The 24,037-nt window shown below is 52.3% G+C and carries 20 protein-coding genes; 12 read left to right on the top strand and 8 right to left on the bottom strand.

Annotated features, from left to right (window positions below):
- The first annotated feature begins 99 nt into the window (after positions 1 to 99).
- The 8 genes from AAF564_14550 to AAF564_14515 all read left to right on the top strand — a co-directional run bounded on the left by AAF564_14550 (position 100) and on the right by AAF564_14515 (position 10,922).
- A complete protein-coding gene (locus AAF564_14550) occupies positions 100 to 867 on the top strand; it encodes an alpha/beta fold hydrolase (GenBank protein ID MEM8486769.1) in 768 nt (255 codons plus the stop codon).
- Positions 868 to 1,019: 152 nt separating this feature from the next.
- Entirely contained in the window at positions 1,020 to 4,730 is a 3,711-nt protein-coding gene (metH, locus tag AAF564_14545; GenBank protein MEM8486768.1) for a methionine synthase, read from the top strand.
- 81 nt (positions 4,731 to 4,811) lie between these two features.
- Complete coding sequence (locus AAF564_14540; GenBank protein ID MEM8486767.1) at positions 4,812 to 5,399, top strand: biotin transporter BioY; 588 nt, start codon at positions 4,812 to 4,814, stop codon at positions 5,397 to 5,399.
- A 133-nt stretch (positions 5,400 to 5,532) separates the two neighbouring features.
- Entirely contained in the window at positions 5,533 to 6,735 is a 1,203-nt protein-coding gene (locus tag AAF564_14535; protein ID MEM8486766.1) for a hypothetical protein, read from the top strand.
- A 74-nt stretch (positions 6,736 to 6,809) separates the two neighbouring features.
- Positions 6,810 to 7,907 (top strand): VWA domain-containing protein, encoded by a 1,098-nt coding sequence (locus AAF564_14530; GenBank protein ID MEM8486765.1) that lies wholly within the window; start codon positions 6,810 to 6,812, stop codon positions 7,905 to 7,907.
- Positions 7,908 to 7,962: 55 nt separating this feature from the next.
- Positions 7,963 to 8,739 carry a 16S rRNA (adenine(1518)-N(6)/adenine(1519)-N(6))-dimethyltransferase RsmA gene (gene rsmA / locus AAF564_14525; protein ID MEM8486764.1) on the top strand — a complete coding sequence of 259 codons (777 nt, stop codon included), beginning with the start codon at positions 7,963 to 7,965 and terminating at the stop codon, positions 8,737 to 8,739.
- A gap of 87 nt (positions 8,740 to 8,826) precedes the next feature.
- Entirely contained in the window at positions 8,827 to 10,242 is a 1,416-nt protein-coding gene (gene mgtE, locus AAF564_14520) for a magnesium transporter (protein MEM8486763.1), read from the top strand.
- 17 nt (positions 10,243 to 10,259) lie between these two features.
- On the top strand, positions 10,260 to 10,922 hold the full coding sequence (locus AAF564_14515) for an HAD-IA family hydrolase (GenBank protein ID MEM8486762.1): 663 nt from the start codon (positions 10,260 to 10,262) through the stop codon (positions 10,920 to 10,922).
- Positions 10,923 to 10,953: 31 nt separating this feature from the next.
- Here AAF564_14515 and AAF564_14510 read toward each other — a convergent pair whose 3' ends face one another.
- The 6 genes from AAF564_14510 to murB form a co-directional block, all read right to left on the bottom strand.
- Positions 10,954 to 11,367, bottom strand: coding sequence for a DUF1499 domain-containing protein (locus AAF564_14510; GenBank protein ID MEM8486761.1), 414 nt, complete (start codon positions 11,365 to 11,367; stop codon positions 10,954 to 10,956).
- A gap of 33 nt (positions 11,368 to 11,400) precedes the next feature.
- Positions 11,401 to 11,799 carry a cytochrome c maturation protein CcmE gene (locus AAF564_14505; GenBank protein ID MEM8486760.1) on the bottom strand — a complete coding sequence of 133 codons (399 nt, stop codon included), beginning with the start codon at positions 11,797 to 11,799 and terminating at the stop codon, positions 11,401 to 11,403.
- A 14-nt stretch (positions 11,800 to 11,813) separates the two neighbouring features.
- On the bottom strand, positions 11,814 to 12,119 hold the full coding sequence (locus tag AAF564_14500) for a CcmD family protein (GenBank protein ID MEM8486759.1): 306 nt from the start codon (positions 12,117 to 12,119) through the stop codon (positions 11,814 to 11,816).
- A gap of 58 nt (positions 12,120 to 12,177) precedes the next feature.
- The gene (ccsA, locus tag AAF564_14495; protein MEM8486758.1) at positions 12,178 to 12,876 is read right to left on the bottom strand and encodes a cytochrome c biogenesis protein CcsA; all 699 of its coding nucleotides are present in this window, start codon (positions 12,874 to 12,876) and stop codon (positions 12,178 to 12,180) included.
- 178 nt (positions 12,877 to 13,054) lie between these two features.
- Positions 13,055 to 13,729 (bottom strand): heme exporter protein CcmB, encoded by a 675-nt coding sequence (locus tag AAF564_14490; protein ID MEM8486757.1) that lies wholly within the window; start codon positions 13,727 to 13,729, stop codon positions 13,055 to 13,057.
- A gap of 73 nt (positions 13,730 to 13,802) precedes the next feature.
- A complete protein-coding gene (gene murB / locus AAF564_14485; protein ID MEM8486756.1) occupies positions 13,803 to 14,777 on the bottom strand; it encodes a UDP-N-acetylmuramate dehydrogenase in 975 nt (324 codons plus the stop codon).
- Positions 14,778 to 15,090: 313 nt separating this feature from the next.
- Here murB and AAF564_14480 point away from each other — a divergent pair, with 313 nt between their 5' ends.
- The 4 genes from AAF564_14480 to AAF564_14465 all read left to right on the top strand — a co-directional run bounded on the left by AAF564_14480 (position 15,091) and on the right by AAF564_14465 (position 21,198).
- Entirely contained in the window at positions 15,091 to 15,924 is an 834-nt protein-coding gene (locus AAF564_14480; GenBank protein MEM8486755.1) for a prohibitin family protein, read from the top strand.
- Positions 15,925 to 16,137: 213 nt separating this feature from the next.
- Positions 16,138 to 19,260 (top strand): TonB-dependent receptor plug domain-containing protein, encoded by a 3,123-nt coding sequence (locus tag AAF564_14475; GenBank protein MEM8486754.1) that lies wholly within the window; start codon positions 16,138 to 16,140, stop codon positions 19,258 to 19,260.
- Between the two features lie 2 nt (positions 19,261 to 19,262).
- Positions 19,263 to 20,849, top strand: coding sequence for a RagB/SusD family nutrient uptake outer membrane protein (locus AAF564_14470; GenBank protein ID MEM8486753.1), 1,587 nt, complete (start codon positions 19,263 to 19,265; stop codon positions 20,847 to 20,849).
- Positions 20,850 to 20,862: 13 nt separating this feature from the next.
- Positions 20,863 to 21,198, top strand: a complete 336-nt coding sequence (locus AAF564_14465; protein ID MEM8486752.1) for a methylated-DNA--[protein]-cysteine S-methyltransferase — start codon at positions 20,863 to 20,865, stop codon at positions 21,196 to 21,198.
- Between the two features lie 197 nt (positions 21,199 to 21,395).
- Here the strand turns inward: AAF564_14465 and aroA are convergent, their stop codons facing one another.
- Both aroA and add read right to left on the bottom strand, forming a co-directional pair.
- A complete protein-coding gene (aroA, locus tag AAF564_14460) occupies positions 21,396 to 22,676 on the bottom strand; it encodes a 3-phosphoshikimate 1-carboxyvinyltransferase (GenBank protein MEM8486751.1) in 1,281 nt (426 codons plus the stop codon).
- A gap of 115 nt (positions 22,677 to 22,791) precedes the next feature.
- Positions 22,792 to 23,889: an adenosine deaminase gene (gene add, locus AAF564_14455; GenBank protein MEM8486750.1), complete on the bottom strand. Its 1,098-nt coding sequence runs from the start codon at positions 23,887 to 23,889 to the stop codon at positions 22,792 to 22,794.
- Positions 23,890 to 24,037 lie beyond the last annotated feature (148 nt).

Below are 24,037 nucleotides of genomic sequence, written 5' to 3'. Positions count from 1 at the left end.
TCGGTGTTCTGCGGTTCATAGCGCTCTCGGGCTTAACAGGGGATCGCAGACGTAGGTAGTGGGTTCAACGCAGCGCTGCGAATCGATAACCAACCCACTATGAAGCTATTCCATCAGGCATACGGCGAAGGGCCGGCACTTCTCATCTTACACGGCTTGCTCGGCGCAAGCGGAAACTGGCATACCCTGAGTCGTTCTGTATTCTCGGAGAAGTACAGCGTCTATACACTCGACCTGCGCAACCACGGCCGCTCGCCCCATAATCCCGTCTTCGATTACGCCAGTATGACTGCGGATGTCCGCGAGTTTATCCTCGATAACCAGCTTGGACAGGCGCATGTCTTGGGGCACTCTATGGGCGGGAAGGTTGCGATGTGGCTCGCGCTGGAGCATCCTGAACTGGTCTCAAAACTTATCGTGGCTGATATGGCGCCACGGGCTTATCCTCCCCATCATATGCACATTTTGAATGCGTTGAAAGGCCTCGATTTGCCGGCTTACAGCGGGCGCCAGGATATAGACAACGCCCTGGCGGAGCACATCAAAGAAGCAGGTGTGCGACAGTTTTTATTGAAAAACCTCGCCTCGCAGGGTGGTGGGCGGTACAGCTGGAAAATGAACCTGGATGCGATTTATAACAGTTATACCCGCATCAATGAGGGGGTTGAAACCGCGCAGCAGTTTACAGGGCCGGCTTTGTTTGTAAAAGGGGGGCGATCGAATTACATCACCGAAAACGATGCCCCGCAGATTCAGCAACTTTTCCCGGCGGCCCAAATCCAACACCTGCCCAATGTCGGCCATTGGGTCCATGCGGAAGCACCGCAGGCATTTGCTGCGATGGTTATGTCCTTCCTCGCTGGATAAGTTGCATGGCTGTTGTTGCGGGCACTGAAATATTAAAATTGCGCGCAGGCAGCGCTACCACCTAAAACCAATCTGGTCTTGTGCTGTAAAACTTTCCCCCCGGACTATGCCATTGAGGTATACCCTTATTCTTTTCTAAAATACAGAAATGTATGTCTGATGTAGCCCAAACCCTCAACCTTTTGCTGCAAGAACGTATTCTTGTGCTTGATGGTGCCATGGGGACCATGATTCAGCAACACGAACTGGACGAAGACGATTTCCGCGGGATTCAGTTTAAAGATCATGGCTCGCCGCTAAAGGGCAACAACGACCTCCTGGTGTTGACGCAGCCGGAAATCATTGAAAGCATTCATCATGCATTCCTGGATGCCGGCGCGGATATCATCGAAACCAATACCTTCAATGCTACCTCGGCTTCTCAGGAGGATTACAACACCACCCACCTTGTGCACGACATTAACTTTGCTGCTGCACAGATTGCGCGCCGTGCTGCAGACGCCGCGACGGCCCGGACACCCGACAAACCCCGCTTTGTCGCCGGCGCGATGGGGCCAACCAGCAAAACGTTATCCATCTCACCCCGCGTCAACGAACCGGGTTATCGGGCTACTACGTTCAAAGAACTCGTTGCAGCCTATTATGAGCAAGCAACTGCCCTCGTCGCCGGCGGTGTAGACATCCTGCTTGTTGAAACGATTTTTGATACGCTGAATTGCAAAGCGGCTCTGTACGCCATTCAGGAATATTTCCATAACCACAATACGACGCTGCCTGTGATGATCTCGGGTACGATTGTGGATCAGAGTGGACGGACGCTGTCGGGGCAGACAACCGAAGCCTTCTGGATTTCTGTATCGCACATGCCGTCACTCTTGAGTGTTGGGCTGAATTGTGCGTTGGGCTCTGATCAAATGCGCGCCTATATCGAGGCCCTCTCCGGTATTGCACCTGTCCCAACGAGCTTGTATCCAAATGCCGGCCTGCCCAATGCTTTTGGCGGGTATGATGAAACGCCGGCGTTTATGGCTGACCAACTGGGGGCGTATGCAGAAGCAGGATTCCTGAATATGGTCGGCGGCTGTTGTGGGACAACCCCCGAGCACATCAAGGCCATAGCTGACGCTGTAGCATCCATCAAGCCCCGCAAGATCCCTGAGCCCTCGCCATACTTGCAATTATCCGGGCTCGAGCCCCTGGTACTTCGTCCCGATACCAACTTTGTCAACATTGGTGAGCGCACCAACGTTACCGGCTCGAAGCGATTTGCCCGCCTGATCAAGGAAGAGAAGTTTGAAGAGGCGTTGTCTGTTGCCCGCCAGCAGGTGGAGAATGGGGCGCAGATGATCGACGTCAACATGGACGAAGGATTGCTGGATTCTGAAGCCGTGATGCAGCTGTTCCTCAACCTGATTGCCTCTGAGCCGGATATCTCGCGAGTGCCAGTGGTGATTGACTCCTCAAAATGGTCGGTAATCGAAGCGGGCTTGCAGTGTATTCAGGGCAAAGGCATTGTCAATTCCATCAGCCTGAAAGAAGGAGAAGAAGCGTTCATCGAGCAGGCGCGCAAGGTCAAACAATATGGCGCGGCTGTGATTGTGATGGCCTTTGATGAGGATGGCCAGGCGGATAACTTTGAGCGTCGGATTGCCATCTGCCGCCGGGCATACGACATTCTTGTAGGGCAAGTCGGCTTTAAGCCGCAGGACATAATTTTTGACCCAAACATTTTTGCCGTTGCCACCGGCATAGCTGAACACAACAAGTACGCGTACGACTTCATACAGGCGACGACATGGATTAAAAAGGAGTTGCCGCTTACCAGCGTTTCCGGTGGCGTGAGTAATATTTCATTCTCTTTCCGGGGCAACAACCGCATACGCGAAGCCATGCACGCGGCGTTTCTGTACCACGCTGTGCGTGCAGGTATGGATATGGGCATTGTCAATGCCGGCCAGTTGGAGATCTACGAAGAAATACCAAAAGACCTGCTGGAAGCCATAGAAGATGTGCTTTTTGATCGGCACCCGGAGGCCACAGAGCGCCTCGTGAATATGGCTGAGGAAGTCCACCAGAAACGCGGCGCAGACCCGACAACACAGCTTGCGTGGCGACAAAATACGGTCGAGGAGCGGCTGCGCCACGCGCTTGTGAAAGGGATTGTCGATTTTATCGAAGAAGATACCGAAGAAGCGCGCCTGCAGTATGACAAACCTTTGTCGATTATCGAAGGCCCTTTGATGGCAGGGATGCAGACCGTTGGTGACCTCTTTGGCGCCGGCAAAATGTTTCTGCCCCAGGTTGTGAAAAGCGCCCGGGTGATGAAGAAAGCTGTTGCGTACCTCATTCCTTTTATCGAAGCAGCAAAAGGAGAGGATGACACGTCGCAGCGCTCCAAAATCCTGTTGGCTACCGTGAAAGGGGATGTGCATGATATTGGGAAGAACATCGTAGGGGTTGTGCTTTCTTGCAATAACTATGAGGTGATTGACCTTGGCGTAATGGTGCCGGCAGATAAAATCCTTGAAACGGCAAAAGCGGAGCAGGTTGACGTAATAGGGCTGAGCGGCCTAATCACCCCGTCGCTCGATGAGATGATTCATGTTGCAAAAGAAATGCAGCGCCTGGACTATACATTGCCCCTCCTCATCGGCGGTGCAACCACGTCTCGGCTGCATACCGCAGTGAAGATAGAGCAGCACTACAAGTCACCGGTTGTACATGTATTGGATGCTTCGCGGTCAGTACAGGTGGTGAGCGAACTCATGTCGGAAGAAGCGGACAACTTCGTTGCTGCAGTTAAAGAGGAATACAGCCAGATACGCGATCAGCATGCAGTGCGGTCACGTAAAACAACGTATCTGTCGTTGGAAGAAGCGCGAGGCAATGGCTTTGTCTGGCAAGATGCCGGCGTGCCGGCGCCTGAGCAGCCGGGTGTGCATGTGCTGGATGATATTTCAATTGAAACGCTCCGGCCGTATATCGACTGGACGCCCTTTTTCTCTGTATGGGAATTAAAAGGCAAGTTTCCCCGGTTGCTGGAGCATCCGCAAATTGGCCCCGAGGCCCGGCGCGTCTACGACGATGCCAACAGGTTGCTGGATGAAATCATCGCCGAGAAGAAACTGGGCGCCCGCGCTGTAATTGGGCTCTTCCCCGCGAACAGCGTACAGGACGATATAGAGATTTACACCGATGAAACGCGCGCTTCCGTTGAAGCTAAACTGCACATGCTGCGCCAGCAGGCCCAGAAAGGGCGGGGGAAACACAACAAGTCGCTGGCCGACTACATAGCACCGCGAGACGCCGGCGTGGCTGATCACGTTGGCATGTTTGCCGTCACTGCAGGATTGGGCATCGAGAAAATGATTGCCCGGTTTGAAGCGGACCACGATGATTATAACCTTATCATGGTCAAAGCACTTGCGGATCGCCTGGCAGAAGCCCTGGCCGAATGGTTGCATGAACAGGTACGGCACACCTACTGGGGATACGCAGACGGCCCGTTGCTCGATAAAGACGCGCTAATTCGGGAGCACTACCAGGGCATCCGCCCCGCGCCCGGGTATCCAGCATGTCCTGACCACACGGAAAAAGAAACCATCTGGCAGCTACTGGATGTGGACGCACAAACAGGCATCAAGCTGACGGAAAGCCTGGCCATGTATCCTGCGGCTTCCGTTTGTGGGATTTATTTTGCTCACCCGGAGGCTGCCTACTTCAACGCCGGCCTGGTAGGGCAGGATCAGATCATCGAATACGCCGCCAGAAAACAGATGGACGTTCAGGACGTAGAACGGTGGCTCGCGTCTCGGCTCAATTACACCCCCGAAGAAACGCGTGAACTTACCGATGGGGTTTAGTACCTTGTAGTGTGTGAAGCACTAACCTTCGATCTTCACCGATTCCCCTGGAAGCAATCAGACATAAGAATATCAGTATCTATGCAAACCATCTTACAACTCGAAGCCCGGAAAACGTCATTAGTAGACGGCCTGCGTCAAGAGCAGGCTTCAGCACTTGTACAGGTGTTGGGCATTGTTGGCTTTTCGCTCCTTACAATTCTTGGCGCGCAGGTCAGGATTTACTTCTGGGAGATCCCTTTTACGCTCCAAACGGCTGCCGTGTACGGTAGCGGTCTGTATTTGGGCTGGCGTGGCGGTTTGCTCTCACAGCTGCTTTATCTCGCCATCGGTATGTTTTTTCCAGTGTTTGCAGGCGAAGGTTTTGGCTGGGCATACCTCGTTGCCGCAGCCTCAGCCGGCTACCTCGTTGGCTATCCGCTGGCAGCAGCCCTGATTGGCGTACTCTCTCGCAAATGGAATTCCCTCACAGGCAGCACGTTGTCCATCATCTGTGGCTCGCTGCTCATGTTTACCTGTGGCGTAATCGGATTGCATTACATCGCCGGCCATACCACATGGATGGAATCCATCGACAAAGGCTGGTTGCGCTTTATCCCGGTTGATCTGGCCAAAATTCTTTTTGTCAGCATGATTTACACCGGTACACGCCGCTATTTCAAGAAATAAAGACGCAGAACCCCGTATTTGATAGTGAACTGGTTTCATGGCCGGCACCCAAAATCCGTGGTGCCGGCTGAAACCTGTCTGCAGCAGAAGCGTCGATAGTCAGGTATACTTGGTGTATATTTACTGACATTCTATGAAGTTAATAATTGCATCAGCAGGACAACGGTTGCTGGTGCTAAGCCTTTCTTATCTGATTGGACTTTTAAGCCTCTCGCCTACACTTCCGACCCACGAGGCAAAAGTCAATCCCTCCATTCTTGATGATCCGCGCGTCCAGGAGCTCGGCAAGCTCGGCCTTGATCACTTGTATAATATGGAGCGGGAAAAAGCGTCAGAAGCTTTTGATGCCATCGAAGAGCTGTATCCCGGACATCCTGTAGGGCCTTTTTTGCAGGGGCTCAATATCTGGTGGGATGTGATGATCGACCTGCCGTCTGAAACCCATGACAAAGCCTTCTTTAAACAGATGGATTTGGCTGTGAAACGGGCAAACCGCATGTTGAAGCGCAACCGCAAAGACTTTGACGCCATGTTCTTTAAGGGGGCAGCGCTTGGGTTTAGTGGCCGGCTAAAATCTAACCGGGGCAAATGGTTCTCTGCAGCCATGGATGGCAAAAATGCCCTCGACTACGTGATGGCCATTTCTGAAAGAGAAGACGAAAACGCCGATTTTGGTTTTGGAAAAGCGATCTATGACTATTTCTCTGTCGTAATTCCCCAGGAATACCCTGCAGTACGGCCCTTTACTATCTTCATGAAGAAGGGCAATAAAGACAGGGGCCTCGAAAACCTCAAACGTACCATGGAAGAAGGGTACTTTATCAAAACCGAGGCGGCGTATTTCCTGCTGCAGATCTATTATACCTACGAGAAGAGCTATCGCCAGAGCCTTGCCCATGTGCAATGGTTACGCGAAGCGCATCCGCAAAACTCATTCTTTCATGTGTTTGAGGGGCGCGTATATTTCAGGTGGGGCAGATGGGGCGATGCCTTACCCATCTTTGAGGATGTACTGCAGAAATACGAAGCAGAAACACCAGGATACAGCAAAACAATTGGGGAGCAGGCCTACTATTATGCGGCCCGCACCCATATGGTGTATGACCGCTTTGACGTAGCGCTGGCCTATTTGCTGCAACTGGAGTCTCTGACCGAACAAGGTGATGGATCGTCAGTATTTAAAGTACTTGCGTACTTGCGGCTGGGTATGGTATACGACGCCAAAGGCGAGCGGGAGCTTGCAACACGCTATTATAACAACGTACTTGAGCTAGACGATTGGTCAGGCGCCCACGGTCGGGCCAAACGTTTTCTCGCCAATCCGTATCGGGGATAGCCTCCTGTTCGCTTGCACGATGCCCGTGCGCGTACACCCCGGGGATCCAATTTTTAGCATCAGCGCCGAATATCATGGAATTCCGATTTACAAAATGGGATGATCAAAAGCATGGCGCCGGCATGTCTACCTTTGACCGGCTATTTGATGTATTCCAGCAATTGCTGCAGCATACTGCAGGAGATGCAAGCGAGGCGCTGAACTGGATGACCCAACTCGACAACAAGTACGGCCTCACCGATGAGTCGATGGGAATGGGTGATTTCATCGAAGAACTAAAAAAGCGGGGCTACCTGCAGGAAGACCAGGACGGCACCATCAAAATTACTGCGCGGACCGAACGGACGATCCGTTCACGTTCGCTGGAAGAAGTGTTCAAACAACTCCGCAAAGCCGGCCGTGGCGACCACAAAACGCCGTTTATAGGCAAAGGAGATGAACGCCTTCCTGAAACCAGAAACTGGAAGTTTGGGGATGATGTAAGCTTGCTCGACGTAACGAGCACGCTTTCTAACTCGTTTCGCCGCTCTGGTGCCGGCGACTGGAATCTGGCTGAAGACGATTTTCAGGTCTATGAGACCGACTATCGCACAAACATGGCTACCGTGTTGATGATCGACCTTTCCCATTCGATGATCCTTTACGGTGAAGATCGCATCACGCCGGCAAGAAAGACCGCCATGGCGTTGTCTGAATTGATTCTGACCCGCTATCCTAAAGACTCTCTCGATATTGTTGCTTTTGGCAATGAAGCGTGGGAAGTATCGATAAAGGACCTGCCTTATCTGAACGTGGGTCCGTATTACACCAATACGCGGGCCGGCTTGCAGCGTGCACGGGATATCTTGCGCCGCCGCAAAAACCGCAACAAGCAGATCTTTATGATTACAGATGGCAAGCCGAGCTGCCATTTTGAAAACGGTCGCATGTACCGCAATGCTTTTGGACTGGATCGGCGCATTGTAAATAAAGTGCTGGATGAAGCCGTGATTTGCCGGCGTGAAGGCGTGTCTATCACCACCTTTATGATTGCCCGTGACCCACTGTTGCAACACTTTGTCAGAGAATTAACACTGGCAAACCAGGGGCGGGCGTATTTTGCAAGTCTTGATAGCCTGGGCGAATTCCTGTTCGAAGACTACGTGCGTAACAGACGTAAGAAAATGCGTTAACAGGTTTTGCCTTTTTCAGCGCGTACTTGTTTTCCACGTTATTCCCCTTTTTACCTTGAGCATTGCACCCAAAAAGAGTCTAGGACAACACTTTCTCCGCGATGCGAACATCAGGGATAAAATCATCGACCTGCTCGAAGCTGAGGAAAATGATTGTGTTGTAGAAATCGGACCCGGTACCGGCGCACTAACAGGGCACCTCGCGGCGCGTTACCCCAAATTGGAAGCCGTAGAAATTGATGAACGCGCCATTGCCCACCTGAAGGAATCCATGCCCGCCATCCCGGTGCACCATGCCGACGTGGTAAAATATGACTGGGCAACGCATGCAGCAGCTGCGGGAGAAAAAATACACGTCATCGGCAACTTGCCGTACTATGTGACGAGCCAGGTGGTGTTCAGTTTGCTTGATGCACACGAACACATCGCAGAAGCTGTGATGATGATGCAACGCGAAGTAGCAGAGCGGCTCGTGGCCCATCCGCGTACAAAAGCGTACGGTATCCTGAGTGTGGCCGTCCAACAACTGACAACGCCCCATCTCGCATTCAGGGTGTCTCGAAACGTGTTCTACCCGAAACCTGATGTAGAAAGTGCAGTTGTTCGTCTGGTCTTCGACAAGGACCCCGAAATATTGCCCGGTACAGATGCCGTCTGGTTGCGCAAGGTTGTTCGTGCTGCATTTAACCAGCGGCGTAAAACCCTGCGAAACAGCCTGGGCCAGTTGGCCGCATCCTGCAATGGCGAAGTGCCGGAAGCCTGGCGAAAAAAACGCGCAGAAGAACTTTCTCCCAGTGAGTTTGCCTTGCTGGCGCAGCAACTACGGGCATAACAACTTATAGCCGCCCATTGTATCTTTTGCGGATACGCGATGGCCCGGCATGTACCTCCAGAACCGCATTCCCCAATCGGTATCACGATGGCAAAGTCAACCTATAAAGACGACAGCGACTACGCAGATGGCGTGCTCGATGTTGATGCCGAGCTGGTAGACGACATCGAGTCCTTGCTTGCGTCCGGACAGCAAGCGATGGTGCTGAACCTGGTTGCTGACCTGCATCCGGCCGACATGGCGATTCTGATCAGCCACCTGCCTTCTGAGCCGGCGCAAAAGCTCTTTGAATGGCTCCCGATCGAGCAGGCAGGAGACGTGTTACCTGAGCTCGACAGTACAATCAGGAATGGACTCCTCGAAGCTGAGCTACCCAGTCGGATTACCGCGCTACTCGATGAACTCGAAAGCGATGACGCAACCGATGTTGTGGGCGAGCTGCCCGAGGATCTGGTGCAGAAGGTGTTGCCGCAACTGGAAGACGAAGAAGATGTACGCGAATTGCTGGCGTATGACGAAGAGTCGGCCGGCGGCCTCATGGCCCGCGAGTACGTGTCCGTACAAAGTGAGTGGACCGTACATGAGGTGACAGAGGAGGTGCGGCGCGAAGCAGAGGAGATGGAGCAGATTTATGTTGTATACGTGGTGGACCCGAAAGGCCGGCTCGAAGGCTTTATTACGCTTAAGAAATTACTCCTCTCTGCTGCCCACCGCAAAGTAACTGAAATTATGAAAACCGACTTTGTGTCGGTACATGTGAACCTTGACCAGGAGGAAGTGGCCCGTGTGATGGAGCGGTATGACCTTGTCGCTTTGCCCGTGCTCGACGATGAACAGGTGCTGGTAGGGCGCATCACAATTGATGATGTTGTGGACGTAATCCGTGAAGAGGCGGAAGAGGACATTCAACTGATGAGTGGGGTAACGGGCGGGGAAGATCCAACGGACTCTGTATTGAGCATCACCCGTGGCCGGCTGCCCTGGTTGCTGGTCGGATTGGTGGGCGCCGGCCTGTCTGGTTTTGTGATCGGTGGTTTTGAAGAGGCCCTCGACAAAGCAGTTGTGCTGGCGGCATTTATCCCTATTATGATGGCAACTGCAGGCAACGTGGGCATTCAGAGCTCAGCAATCATTGTCCAGGGCCTTGCTTCGGGTGAGTTGTGGACCACAGATATTTTCAGCCGGCTTGGCAAAGAAACGGCCGTAGCCATGATCAATGGCGTGGCGCTCGCCCTGGTGCTTGCACTGGCCATCATCGCTTTGCCCATGGTTTCTGATCGCGTTGCAGCGGTAATATCAGATCCAATGCTGCTGGCCCTCACAGCTGGACTCTCCCTGCTCGCCGTAATTATCCTCGCAACGGTGATCGGCACGACGGTGCCTTTGCTCCTCCACCGCAGCGGTATCGACCCTGCAATTGCGACGGGCCCATTTATCACCACCAGCAACGACATTATCGGGTTGGCTATCTATTTCCTGATTGCAACATTTATCTATATTTGACCTCAAAACCGAATCTGATGCAGACTCCAACCCGCCAAATACATGCAAACGCCATTTTGTTTGATTTTGATGGCATACTGATCGATTCAGAGCCTGTTTACGAGTTGCATTGGCGGCGTTGGGCCGAAGGGCATGGCGTCTCTGTTTCACATATTATGTCGGTACATCATGGGATTCCACCTGTCCAAACCATCGGTATTGTTGCCCCTCATTTGGACGCTGTGCATGAAGCTGAGCAGTTCAAGGCTTTGTGTGTAGGAGGATTGGATGGGTTGATTGCGCATGATGGGGTGGCTGCCTTGTTGCCAACGTTACCCCGGCATTTGTGGGCTATTGCAACGAGTTCTTTCCGGAAAATGGTGTTGAGTCAGCTTGCCTATTTAGGGTTACCCAAACCTGATGTACTGGTGACGTATGATGACGTGGTGCATGGCAAGCCGGCCCCTGAGCCCTATCAAAAGGCAGCAATGCAGCTTGGGTTTGCACCAGAAGACTGTGTGGTTATCGAAGACTCGCTTGCCGGCATCAAGGCCGGAAAAGCAGCTGGCGCACAGGTGATTGCTGTAGCGACAACAAATACAAAAGCGGCGTTGGGAGAGGCGGATGTGGTGGTCGAGCGCTTTGCCGACCTGGCTTTTGTAATCGATGGGGACCGTGTAACGGTGAATTGCAAGACCTGAAGCTAGACACCTCAGTTCCAGCACTGCGTCCTTAGCTGTTGATTGCAGCTTCCAGCTTCTTGAGGATTTTCTTGACCCTGCGCTTGTTAACGCCCAGATCGCTTTTACCAACCCGGCTTGCGCTACGGATATGCAACAGCGACCCTTCCTGATCCGCGGAGATCATAACGTGGACATCATCCAGAAACCCCATAATTTTGAACACAGCCATAATTTCGTGGCTATCCACGTTGCCTATGTCAATGGATTGTGCGTCCATATCCTTAAAAACCGCCATAACGTGATCTGCAAGCTCAGAAGGGAGTAACTTGAAGGGGTATGATGCACGCACACAATTGGGTGTGTCTGGGCATTCAGGTAACAAATTTGCCGGCGAATCCTGGCTCATTGCCAACATGGGGGTAAACAAAGCAAGCAGGAGAACCGCAATTGCAGTTTTAAGCATCTGGGGAGGGGCCAGGGCTGTTCAGAGGATCGGTTAGGACGACATTGGATCCTGTTCGCCCATGACGTTCGTTTCGTTGTATTTAGATGGACATTTGACCAGAATATAATCTGCAACAAACACGTCACCTTTCATACTGCCTTCGATGACGAGCTTTTCAGCATCTTCGAAGTTGGCCGGCTTTGGGTTGAGGTAGTGTACTTTGCGCTCTACGCCATTCTCATCTTCCATGTAAAAACTGAAGATGTTTTGCTGGTTGTCGTAGGCGACAGGTTTTTCTGAAAGCCATTTTCCAACAACGTGCGCTTTGGCTCCGGTTGCTTTGGCTTCCTCGAAGTCCATATAGCCGCCAACAGAGGCGCCAAAGTTGATAAATGCGAGCGTGATAAACCCGATGATAAAGGCGATACCGATAATGTTTTTAGACTTCATGATGTCAGGCTGATTCAGTCTTCGATACTTTCTGCAATGCCCGATGCAGGGCTTCGTTCCGCAAGCGATTTCTCGAGCGCGAGGAGCTGGCGTTCGGTTTTGAACAGGTAGTAGGCAATGCCGGCCCAGATAATCAGGACGACGGCCAGGACAACAAAAAGTTTGTCTTCCTGGAGCATCACTTTCTCTGTGCCCACAGGTCCCTGTTCCGGAATCTGTGCAGTGGCCCAGGTGCTATCATATGCTGTAGCTTCGCCGTCTTGAGGGGCTTCCTGGGGTTCTTCTTGCTGTATTGTGTCGAGTATCGGGTAAATGATCATGTTAATTTAGCACTAGGCAAATAGGGGCGCAGGGTTGCAAGTAATTAGCCGGCTGTAATTACAGGTCCCAGTCGATGGACGTTCGTTGCTTCAGCACCTTTAGACGGACGCGTTGTGTGTAGATTATCCAAAATAATCCAATGAATCCGATCACGGCCGGGTAAAACACCATGCGCATGACCGGGGCTGTAATTTCGCTAAACGCTGGGTTGCCATCCGCACCTGGGTGCAGGCTTTCAAATTGACGTGGCAGTACGTATAGCAGAAAAGGCAATGTTGACGTTGCAAACAGGTTGTACACTGCCGAAATGCGTGCTTTTTTGTTCGGGTCATCAATGGTTGATCGCAGGACAAAATAAGCCCCATAGATCAGTACCCCAATGGCAGCCATGGTTTGTTTGGGGTCAAAGCTCCACCACTTGGGCGTGCCTACGTACCAGGTGTATCGGGCCCATACGCTGCCCGTGATGAGGCCAAGAATGCCAAAGAGTACAGCCAGGCTGGCTGCTTCGGAAGCGCGGATGTCGTGTATCAGTTTATTGGTGCGGACGTTCTTGTAAGAATGGTATCCCGACACAAAAGCTGCGGCGAGCATGGTAAACCACATCGGCACATGGAAATACAGGTTACGTGCGGTATGCTCGAGGATATTCATTTTGGGAATATCGAGGAGAAAACCACCAAGAATAACCAGTGTAAGCCACGCGACAACACCAATCAGTATTTTTTTGTAGCGCTTGTACTGTTTTTGGGTCATTAACATGGTTGGGTGAAGAAAAGGGGTTGTGGTGCAGAAATACAGGGGTTGGGTGCTTCCTGTATAGCTTTAAGGCATGTGTAGACCAGTTGTTTTGAAGATACCTTGAACTTTACTGCCGGCGGCGAAAACTTATTGATTCTCCAATACAACAACAGGCTCTAGCGGTTGACCCCGTTTAGTCATTCCATACGTAATCGAACAGAAGCACCGATGCAGTAATCGTTACACCGGCAAACCCGGTGAGAACCATCAGGTCATTTATCGCGGCATCCCAGCCCAGATGTTCAATAAGTGCGCTCCGGGTTGCGTGAACCACAGATACGAGCAGGGGAATAAGCAAAGGGAAGAGCAAAACGGGCAAAACGGCGCTCTGGTTTGAGGATCGCGCGATGAGAGCCGCCAACAGTGTTGTTGCGCCGGCGAGTCCGATTGCACCAAGTGCCAGCGTGAGAAGCAAAAGCCCCCAAATCTGAACGGAGAGCTGCAGGAAAATGATGAACGCAACGAGGGCAACGACATTTACGCTGAATATCAGCAGGAAATTGAAGATCAACTTGCCGGCATACACCATGCTGGGCCGGGTGTTAAGCTGCAATATAAGTACCGTGCCCCGCTCTTCTTCGCCGATAAATGCACGGCCAAGCCCCACCGCGCCAGCAAAAAGGATAATCAACCACAAAAGCGCAGCCTGTTCGCGGATTCCGATATTTTCCTGGCCCATGGCGAAGAGCACCAGCGGCATAGCCCCCAACACAAACATCAACAGCGCATTGATCGCATACTTGTTGCGAAACTCAAGCCGCACGTCCTTTTCAAAGACCGCCCAGGCGCCGTAAAACCAATCCGTCATGTTGGTTTAAAGTTTAAAGTTGAAGGTTTAAAGTTGCTGGTCTAAGGTAAAAAACTTTCAACCTTAAACCAGTTTACCCAAAGTCGCCGACGAACAGGATTTCGGGTTCGAGAAGGTAACCAGTATCTTTCTGTACAACCTCCTGTACGTGTGAGATCATTGCGCGGACGTCGGCTGCCAGACCACCGCCGCGATTTATTAAAATATTTGCGTGCCGGTGCGTCACTTCGATTCCTCCGATGCGGGTGCCTTTGAGACCACATTGGTCGATAAGCCGGCCGGCGCCGATGCCTTCGATTTTCTTGAAGATAGAGCCTGCGCTGGGCTCTGTATCCAGTGGCGGGTGCCGCTCGTGGCGCCATTGCAGGTTTGCGGCCATGATGCTGCGCATTACAGCCTCATCACCCGCTTCCAACTGGAAGGTAGCCGCCAGCACTTTGTCCTCTTTTACATGGAGTGTAGAGTAATCGTATCCAAAGTCAAAATACGCCAGGTCAACTTCTTTACGCTCACCAGACTCCAGGAGCAAGTCTGCGCTGTGTACCACCTCTTCGATAAACATGGTGCGCTCCCGTTCTGGCGGGGGAGAGAGGAAGTGCAGGTTTTGCCACAGGGCACCGCCAACAGTGGAAGGAATGCCAACGTAGTGCTCAAGCCCGGACAGGCCGGCTGAAACGGCGGCTTCGATCAGGTCTGGGAATACAATGGCCCCGCTTTCTGCATATAGCTGCTGCTTTTCATGATCGATTTTAATGCCACGGGCTTTGTTGTGTACCACCAGACCGCGAAAGCCGCCGTCGCCAATCAGGATGTTTGCCCCCAGGCCCAGGAGAAAGTAGGGCATGCTGTGTGTCTGCGCCAGTAGCAGGATCTCATAGAGTTCATCTGCGGAGTGCGCTTCAACATAGAAGTCTGCAGGCCCGCCTATTTTGAACGTTGTAAAAGGCGCGAGATGAACATTTTGTTGTACACGGCCGGGCCCCAGCGCTTTGTTCAGGAGGTGCAGCAATGCTTGCTGTGATTCTTGCTGTGATTCTTGCTGTAACAATTTGATCTGACTTGATGAAGGTTACCTTGAAAGGAGTGCCCCGTCTAACGATTTGCTTGACGCCTTGTTGCTTGCCGTGTGGTTGTTGTCGTGGGGGGCGATGTAGTGGTATCTACTGATTTATTAACGAAAATCGACCGATTTGAACCTTTATGGGCAAAAAAGTGTAGACGAGGATGGCCAGATACAGAAAGGCCAGATGCCCTGTAGCTCACGTTGCGTGCCGATGCGCATGTGCAGTGTAGCGCAGACATTGCCCTTGCCAGTTTTAGACTGGCGCCACGTTTCAACTTACGACGTTTATTAAAACGCTATGGCGAATAATTATCCCAATCTTACACAGGCAGCATCCAGAATGGTATTTGGATTGGTGTTATTTATTATCATCGCAGCTGTTGCCGGCGGATGTATGACCACGACGATTGGCTCCGGACAGGCCGGCGTCAAATACAGTGTGCTCTCTGGTACTGATCTGGAGGAAACATACGGTGAAGGGCTAAACATCCATCCACCGTGGGTTAACCTGATCAAGTATGATGTGCGCGTTCAGGAAGAACTTGAGCCAATTACAGCGCTCTCGTCTGAAGGACTCTCAATCAGCATGGACGTGTCCGTTCGCTGGCGCCCTGATGCCGAGCGCCTGCCTGAGCTGCATACCACTTATGGTATTGGCTACTACGAAAAACTCGTACAGCCTGAGATGCGTAGTGCGGCCCGCGAAATTGTAGGCCAGTATACGCCTGAAGAACTGTATGCCTCGCGTAGAACCGAGCTTCAGCAGCAGATGATCAACCGGGTTAAGCAGAGCGTCGAATCACAGTTTGTGAAAGTCGAAGCCATTTTGATCCGTAACATTGGGCTGCCAGAGCAGATCCAGAGCGCGATCGAAGAAAAGCTTACAGAAGAGCAGGCTGTTGAACGGTACTACTTTACGCTTCAAAAAGACAGCCTTGAAGCTGTTCGTAAACAAATTGAAGCGACGGGTCAGGCTGAGTACCAGCGGATTATCACTGAAAGCCTTTCGCCTGAGTTTCTCCGGTTCAAAGGGATCGAAGCTACCCAGGAGTTGGCTAACTCGTCTAACACTAAAACTGTGATTGTAGGTGGTGGCGAAAGCGGCCTGCCTGTAATCCTGGGTAACCAGTAAGGCTTTTTTGAATTAGTTGCCGTAATATTAGCATCAATCAAAATTTGATTGTATCGTAGAGGTCTCCTTTTTAGGAGACCTCTTTTTTGTTTGTAACCGCCGACGGTTTCCCTGGGCGATGTCCCAATTTAGCTGGATTCGTACAGCTCTGGTTGCAAATCTGGCAAGCATGGTTTTATCTGCTCCCGAAATTCAAACCCCCGTGTATCAACGATGAAACTGGTGTTGGCATGTGTGATGTTTTGCCTGGCAATGATGCCTGGTCTTGCAAACGCACAGCGTGCAATTGTGAATGGAACCGTGGTGGACGAAAATGGCGTCCCGATGCCCGGGGTAAGTGTTATTGCTGAGGCACTGCTCTATGGCGCCTCAACTGATCTAAATGGGCAGTACGAGCTTTCGATACCGGGCCGGCTTGCAACAGGGCAGGAGCTGGAGCTAAAGGTGTATATAGTCGGCATGTTGCCGGCCTCGAAAATGATTGTGCTTGAGCGGGGTGTCCAGAGCCATGACTTTTTGCTGGAGTATAACCCTGAACTATGGAATGTGGGACTGAGAGTTTTCGTCTCTCCTTTTAGACAGCCGTTAAACAAGGCATTTTCTGCTTCACGGCTTGGCGATAATGCGTTTGCGCAAGTCCCGGGTGAATCACCAGTATCATCGTTACAGGGCAAAATCGCTGGCGTTTCAGCCCTCAAAAACTCAGGTACTCCCGGCGATGCATGGTCCTTGCGGTTGCGCGGCACCACTTCAGTCACAGGCAGCAACCAGCCCCTGTTTATTGTTGATGGTGTTTACCTCAGTGCTGATCAGGTCGACCTTGATGCAATCGATATCGCCTCTGTAGAGGTAATCAAAGGCATTGCCGGCGCAACAGAATACGGCTCCCGCGGGCAGTCTGGTGTTGTGCTGATAGAAACGCAACGCGGCCGACAAAACGTTCCACTCAACGGGATGCGCGTGACCTTGCGCAACGAAATTGGTCTTAACAATCTGTCTGGAAGCGTACCCATCAACCAGTCACATAACCTGCGACTTTCTCCTGAAGGCGGATTTGTAGACAACGATGGCAATGCCGTGCCTTATGGCAATGGGACGGTCATCGACAATGGCATCAATGGCGTTTCTTTTTATGACAATCCTTTCCCTGGCACCACCTTCAATGCGGCTGATCAGTTTTTTAAGCGTGGCATTGGCTACACGAACTACATTGCAGTAAGCGGTAATAATGCAAAGACCAACTACCACGGTTCGTTTACCAACCTGAGTGACGCCGGCATCATTCAACCCTGGAAAGGATTTAACCGGCAAGCAGCACGGGTAAATGTCGATCACCGCGTACTCCGCAATTTATCCTTTTCCGGAGCTGGCAGTTTTGGGATTTCCTCTAACGATGCACCAACAATGTCGCCGCTTGGCAATTCGGCAACACTTACTGCTACGGGCTTCAACCCTATCGGGGGAGCAATTCTCTCAACACCAGTCACCGATTTGCGTGCTACAAATGCAACGGGTAGCCCGCTGGCTGAGGCCGATGCGCTCGCGCAGTTTAACAACCCGTTCTACATTTTCGACAACACGGAATTCTCAACTGACCGCACGCGCATTCTTGGCCGCATAGCCGGTACGTATGCGCCCACGAGCTGGCTCAAACTAGAGGCCTCAGCTGCGTATGACAGGGCCGAGCAAGATCAGCGAGAGGTGATCGCCAGCAATTTTGTTTTTGCCTCGACCGACTTTTCACCTGGTGCTGCAGACTATCGCCGCAAGCTAGAAACTGAAACCCTGCTCTACGAAGCTGATGCTTTCTTTGACCTGTATTCTGGCCCATGGGTCATGAATGGCCGGCTCGGATACAGGCACGAAGGCACGGATGGACTGTTAACCTTCTCCGGTATTACCGAGCCAGGTATTATTGGGGTTGATATCGAAAATGAGTTTTCCGGTGAAACGCGTGGAAAAATTCTGGCAGATGTCTGGATAGCCGCTGCCGGGGTGTCTTACAAAAACAGCGTATTGCTTGAAGGCATGTTTGTGCAAGAAGGCAACTCCCTTTTTGGTGCAGAAGAGCGGTGGCAACAATATTACAGGGTCGGCGGTGCGTTTCAATTTAACATATTTAAGTTGTTTGCCGGCTATGGCACTGCAGGTGGCAGACCCCGCTTTGATGCACAGTATCCACTGTTTCGTGAGCAAGGTGCTGTTATCCTGGGCAGCCGGCTCGGCAATAGAGCCCTGCGTCCTGAACGTACAACCGGGCTGGAGCTTGGACTCGATGTGTCGATCTCTGATCGCGTTTCATTGCAGGTGATTTACGAAGACCGCAAAACAGAAGACTTGCTGTTTTTTGTCCCGCTGCCGGGTTTCTTCAACGTAGAAGGACAATGGCAGAATGCCGGCACCCTGGAAAGCAATGTATGGGAAGCAAATCTGCGGGCCACTGTCCTGCATAGCAGCAAGGTATCCCTTGATCTGGGCATCACGGTGGATAAAGTGGACCAGGAACTGACACAACTATCTTTCCCCGGCTTTAGCGGCGGCCCATTGTCGGCATTCTATTTTGAAGAAGGGACTCCGCTGGGGACGCTGTATGGCACCCGCGCCCTGACATCGTTGGATGAACTGCCTGCCGGCTTAAGCAGCACCCTGTTCGATGTAAATGACGACGGGTATGTTGTGGCCGTTGGTGCAGGCAACACGTACGAGGAGGGCATCGAAAAAAGCTTGTGGGGCACGACGGTAGTTGCGGATGGGACCAGCTATGCATGGGGCATCCCGGTTATCGAAGGAGATGAGACGGGGCAAGCGCGGGTGCCTGTTGGCAAAACTACGCCAGACCTGAATATTGGGCTACCGGTAAACTTCCGTTACGGTGGCTGGAAAGCGCGGATGCTGTGGAATGCGCAGATTGGTGGCGATGTGTTCAACTACACCCGGTACCTCCTCTATCAGTCGGAACGCGGAGCAGACCTCGATCAGGCCGGCAAGGCTGATCGATTGAAAAAGCCGGCTGCTTACTACGCGCAGCTTGGTCAAACCACCTCGCATTTTGTGGAAGATGGCTCCTTTGTCAAACTACGCGAAATTGCAGTGAGCTACTCCTTTAATTACCGCCAACTCAGCACTGTATTGGGTACGTTTTTGAAACGGCTTACGGTTGGGGTAACCGCGCGCAATTTGTTGACGACATCAACGTATTCAGGATTTGACCCAGAAGTGGGTACGGTTGTAGGTAACGCCGGCAATGTAGGCGCCGACGCCACCCTGTATCGTTATGATCAACTGGGATACCCTACTTACAGAACCTTTACCGCCAAACTGGAAATTCAGTTTTAGTTATGATCGATTTTAAACGATTTGCGCTTTGCGGTTTGTTATTGCTGGCCGGGTGCCAGGAGCTTACGGTAGAAAATGAAAACCAGCTACCGGGAGAACGCATTGCCCTGACTTTTGATGATATCGAAACCCTTGGCGCCTCCTTGTTTGCCACAAACTGGGAACGGCAGGGCTGTGGCGAAGCCATGATGCTACAAACCATGGCCGACGCAAATTCATCTTCCTGGTCAAACTGGGGGATGCGCGATATGTCGTCTGAGCCGCGCGTTGCATGGGATAACGATCCGGCGTACAATTGGCGGACCTCTATCGAGCGGCCTTGGTTTGGGTCGTACGCTGTGATTGCGAATGCCAACGACGTGTTGCGGCAACTCGCAGTCCTTGAAACAGCCGGTGAGGTAACCGCCAACCAGAATGCCCACCGCCTGCGCGCCTTTGCGCAGTTTAACCGCGCCTGGGCGCACGCCTACCTTGCGCTCATTTTCGACCAGGCGTTTGTTGTGGATGAGACCATCGACCTGGAAGCCGTAGCCCGGGGAGATATCGACCTGCCTTTGCTGCCTTACACAGAGGTAATGACGGCCGCCATAGCACAAATGGAAGAAGCCCTGCTTACGGCCAATGACGGGGCGTTTGTCATAAGCGCAACTGATGACTGGGTATTTGGGCTTGATATGGACAACAATGATCTTGCTGCGCTTGGTCATTCGTTTATCGCGCAATGGATGGCGCAGGTTGCCCGCACGCCTGCTGAACGGGCGGCCGCCAACTGGCCGGCTATCATGTCACACATCAGTGAGGGCATTACCGATACTTTTGCACCGGTCAGTGATGGTGAGACGGAAGAATGGGATTGCGTGAAATGGTTCTTTTCCAACGGTACTACCTGGTCGCGCATTGATTACAAAATGTTGGGGCCGGCTGATGAGTCGGGTGGATTTGAAGCCTGGGAAAACACGCCGTTGCAGGAGCGCCTGGTTTTTGAAGTACTTACAAGCGATCGACGTATTGTGGGCGGAGACGGAAGAGATCCTTTTGTTAACGGTACGTATACGCAATTCCAGGGCACCAATGGTCCATTTCCCGCTATCCATGGCACGTACCATTATTCCTCCCACAACCACAGGCGCTGGCTGGATTATGTAAACGCAAATGCCACGGGCCCGATGGTTTACATGCTGCCGGCTGAAATGGATTTATTGATGGCTGAAGGCCTGTTGCACACCAGTGGTGACTTGCAACAAGCAGTAGACCTGATCAACAACACGCGGGTTGTCAACGGCGAATTGCCGCCAGCACAGGCATCAGAAACCGTAGGGAGCCCGGAAGATGCGCAGAGTCATCTTGAAACCGCAAGCTTGTGGGCCAAACTGAAACACGAGAAACGCTGGGAGACGCTGAGCACATCCAGCGGCTTAGAGTATTTCGACGACCGTGGTTGGGGTGACCTCACCAGTGGCACCCCTGTACATTTCCCGGTACCAGGCAGTGAATTGGTAAAGCTGGCGCTACAGAACTACACGTTTGGTGGCGACGCCGGCAGCAGCGCGGGGCGTATCCGCCAGCAAAACATACAACCCATTCGGTAACAGGGTGATTCTTATGGCAGCATCACAGGAAGGAAATTTCTTTGAGCAAGTATGGGATGTCGTAGCTGAAATCCCAATGGGTAAAGTGACGACGTATGGTGATATTGCAACCTTCCTGGGTAAAAAAGGTGCAGCCAGGACCGTGGGATGGGCCATGAAGGCCGCCGGCGGCAAAGGTTTGCCGTGTCATCGGGTGGTAAACAAAGCAGGCGAACTCACCGCCAGCCAACTTTTTGAAACGCCGTACCTGATGGAAGAACGCCTGCGATCAGAAGGGGTAACGTTCAACGACAATGGCCGCATCAACATGAAGGTGCATCGCTGGATTCCGGGAGACGAGTCGCGTTAATTAGCGTGCTGGGGATTGAGTGCCGAATGTTGAGTGCCGAATGCCGAGTGTTGAGTGCCGAGTAGAGGATGGCAGCCTGCTTCCCCCATCGTCATCCTGAGCCACGCGAAGGATCTGGGCGAGCAGCCAGCACATGATATCAAGTCAAAACACGTCGAGAAACCAAGCGTTAACACTCCTAGCTCCTAGCTCCTAACTCACACAACGAGTCCGTTCAACTGCTCCCAGAAATCTGGAAACGAAATACTCGCGCATTCAGCGTCTTTGATGCACATCTCTCCTTTGGCACCCAGGCCGGCAACGCCCATCGCCATCGCAATCCTGTGGTCGTCGTAGCTTTCAACCGTCGCGCCTGTTAGTTGCTTGCCGCCTGTGATGGCCATGCCATCTTCAAACTCTTCAATATCAGCGCCGATGAGTTGCATGTTTTTGACCATGGCGTCGATCCGGTCGGTTTCTTTTACCCGAAGCTCTTCTGCTTCCCGAATTTCAGTGCGGCCCTGTGCAAAAGCCGCTGCAATGGCAAGGACAGGAATTTCATCAATCAGAATAGGGATAACGTCGCCGCTGATTTTGACACCGTGCAACCGCGAAGAGCGGACCGTGAGGTCAGCTATCGGTTCACCAGCATGGATGCGTTCGTTTTCCATTACGATGTTTGCCCCCATGGCCCGGAGCACGTCGAGCAGTGCGCTACGCGAAGTGTTGATGCCCACGCCCGGGATTTTGATTTCGGTATGTGGAATAATGGCGCCGGCTACAAGAAAGAACGCCGCAGCCGAGAAATCGCGGGGCACAGCCCAGGTGCCGGCGGGAATGACGTGGCCTTTTTCCACAGAAATATGGCGCAGTCCGTTCATTTCTACAGAATCAAGGCCGAGCATACGCTCCGTGTGGTCCCGCGAAGGCTTCGACTCGATCACCGTGGTTTCTCCATCTGCATAAAGCCCCGCAAGCAGTACGCACGATTTTACCTGGGCGGATGCCATCGGCAATTTGTAAGAAATACCTTTGAGGGGTACGCCGCCTTTGATGTGAATAGGGGGGAGGCCCTCTGTTAATGTGAGCGAAGCACCCATATCGCGGAGGGGATCTGCTATGCGTTTCATCGGCCGGCTGTTGAGCGAGGCATCCCCCGTCAAAACACTGTCAAAATCTTGTCCAGCCAGAATACCGCTGATCAGGCGCATCGTTGTGCCCGAATTGCCGCAATCGATGGGGCCATCGGCGGGTTTGAGTCCGTTTAACCCAACCCCTTCCACAACCAGGATGCCGTCTTCATCTTCTTCAATCGAAACGCCGAGTTGCCGGAGGCAAGACAAGGCTGATTGCGGATCCGCGGAGTTTGGGAAGTTGACTATTTGTGACGTGCCGTTGCTGAGTGCCGCCATGAGCGCAGAGCGAATGGCGATGGATTTGTCTGCCGGCAGCGTTACCTCTCCCAACAAACTATCTGTAGACCGTACAACCTTGTTCATCAATACAGGACTGGATTAAAAACGTAGCAAAATGGAGGAAAGATACCGCTTCACTCCAGACAAGTTTTCGTTACACCGGCCGGGGCACCCTAATCAATTGAGAATTAACCAAGTACTACCAGACAGGCGTGTTCGGTGTAGCTGGTAGCGGAAATGCATCGATGGCAGCTGCCAGCATCTCCTGACGCGCTGCCCAGGGCAAGAAGCTGTAGCGAAATCCGTTCAGGACAATTTCCCGCAGCTGCGCCTGTGAAATGCCGCATTTATCGTAAACATGCCACAGCTCTTCTGTGACGGTCGTGCGGCTGAAAAGCCGGTTGTCTGTGTTGATGGTCACTGGAATACCCGCATCAACATACATTTTAAGCGGATGTGCCGCGTAACTCTCTACAACTTTGGTTTGCACGTTGCTGGTTGGGCAAATTTCCAGTGGAATCTGCCGGTCGACCATGTATTTGACCAGTTCGGGGTCCTGGTGCAGCGACGTGCCGTGGCCAATCCGGTGGGCGCCGCAAAAGAAGAGGGCCTGCCGGATGGAGTCGGGGCCCCACGATTCGCCGGCGTGAATGGTGAGGTTGAGAAGGTTGTTGCGGGCGTAGTAAAACGCACTAAGGTGATCGGTGGACGGGTTGCCGGCTTCACCGCCGGCGAGGTCAAACGCTGCAACGCCTTTGTTTTTGTACTCCACAGCCAATTCTGCCTGTCGAAAAGACGCACTTTCAAACCGGTCGCGGAGCCCGCAGATAATAACCGATGTGGTCATGCCAAAGTCTTTCTCGGCCTGTTTTAGCCCATCGAGCACGGCATCCATCACGGCTTCAAGCGTTAGCCCTTCTTCCCTATGCAGGATAGGGGCAAAACGAACCTCAAGGTAGCGTACATTCTCGGCCGCGTTGTCTTCTGCCAGTTCGTAGGCAATACGCCGCAGAGATTCGCGAGACTGCATGATGGGAATTGAGTACTTAAACCAGGAGAGGTAGGCCTCAAGCGTGTCTGATGCGTCTATTTCTTTTAAGATGCGCTGCAACCCTTCAACACTGTCCGCCGGCAGAATGCTGAGCTTGCCTTGCTTTTTGGCCTCTTCGAGCATGGTGCTGAGTCGCAAGGAGCCGTCGAGATGACAGTGCAACTCCGCTTTGGGCCATGATTTGATGATTTCCTGGGTAACTGTGGTGTTTCTAGCTGTGTGCTCAGTATTTGGTGTTTGCGCCAAGGTTGTTTGTTTGGTTAGCCGAGATTGGGGTTGAGAACGAATCGGAACAGGTTTACCTACGATTCGTTTTGAGAAATAATCGAAAAGGGCATCTCCAGAATTTTGCATGCTGGAGGTAATGTTTGGAGCTTTTTTTGAATATCTTTTC

Source organism: Bacteroidota bacterium, from assembly GCA_039111535.1.
In the GTDB taxonomy this organism is placed as follows: domain Bacteria; phylum Bacteroidota; class Rhodothermia; order Rhodothermales; family JAHQVL01; genus JBCCIM01.
Note: the sequence above shows the minus strand (reverse complement) of the source record. Positions and strands in the feature narration are given on the sequence as shown.

Coding starts and splice junctions, on each gene's coding strand:
- AAF564_14550 (MEM8486769.1), top strand. CDS start 100: ATGAAGCTATTCCATCAGGCATACGGCGAAGGGCCGGCACTTCTCATC.
- metH (MEM8486768.1), top strand. CDS start 1,020: ATGTCTGATGTAGCCCAAACCCTCAACCTTTTGCTGCAAGAACGTATT.
- AAF564_14540 (MEM8486767.1), top strand. CDS start 4,812: ATGCAAACCATCTTACAACTCGAAGCCCGGAAAACGTCATTAGTAGAC.
- AAF564_14535 (MEM8486766.1), top strand. CDS start 5,533: ATGAAGTTAATAATTGCATCAGCAGGACAACGGTTGCTGGTGCTAAGC.
- AAF564_14530 (MEM8486765.1), top strand. CDS start 6,810: ATGGAATTCCGATTTACAAAATGGGATGATCAAAAGCATGGCGCCGGC.
- mgtE (MEM8486763.1), top strand. CDS start 8,827: ATGGCAAAGTCAACCTATAAAGACGACAGCGACTACGCAGATGGCGTG.
- AAF564_14515 (MEM8486762.1), top strand. CDS start 10,260: ATGCAGACTCCAACCCGCCAAATACATGCAAACGCCATTTTGTTTGAT.
- AAF564_14510 (MEM8486761.1), bottom strand. CDS start 11,367: ATGCTTAAAACTGCAATTGCGGTTCTCCTGCTTGCTTTGTTTACCCCC.
- AAF564_14505 (MEM8486760.1), bottom strand. CDS start 11,799: ATGAAGTCTAAAAACATTATCGGTATCGCCTTTATCATCGGGTTTATC.
- AAF564_14500 (MEM8486759.1), bottom strand. CDS start 12,119: ATGATCATTTACCCGATACTCGACACAATACAGCAAGAAGAACCCCAG.
- ccsA (MEM8486758.1), bottom strand. CDS start 12,876: ATGACCCAAAAACAGTACAAGCGCTACAAAAAAATACTGATTGGTGTT.
- AAF564_14490 (MEM8486757.1), bottom strand. CDS start 13,729: ATGACGGATTGGTTTTACGGCGCCTGGGCGGTCTTTGAAAAGGACGTG.
- AAF564_14480 (MEM8486755.1), top strand. CDS start 15,091: ATGGCGAATAATTATCCCAATCTTACACAGGCAGCATCCAGAATGGTA.
- AAF564_14475 (MEM8486754.1), top strand. CDS start 16,138: ATGAAACTGGTGTTGGCATGTGTGATGTTTTGCCTGGCAATGATGCCT.
- AAF564_14470 (MEM8486753.1), top strand. CDS start 19,263: ATGATCGATTTTAAACGATTTGCGCTTTGCGGTTTGTTATTGCTGGCC.
- AAF564_14465 (MEM8486752.1), top strand. CDS start 20,863: ATGGCAGCATCACAGGAAGGAAATTTCTTTGAGCAAGTATGGGATGTC.
- aroA (MEM8486751.1), bottom strand. CDS start 22,676: ATGAACAAGGTTGTACGGTCTACAGATAGTTTGTTGGGAGAGGTAACG.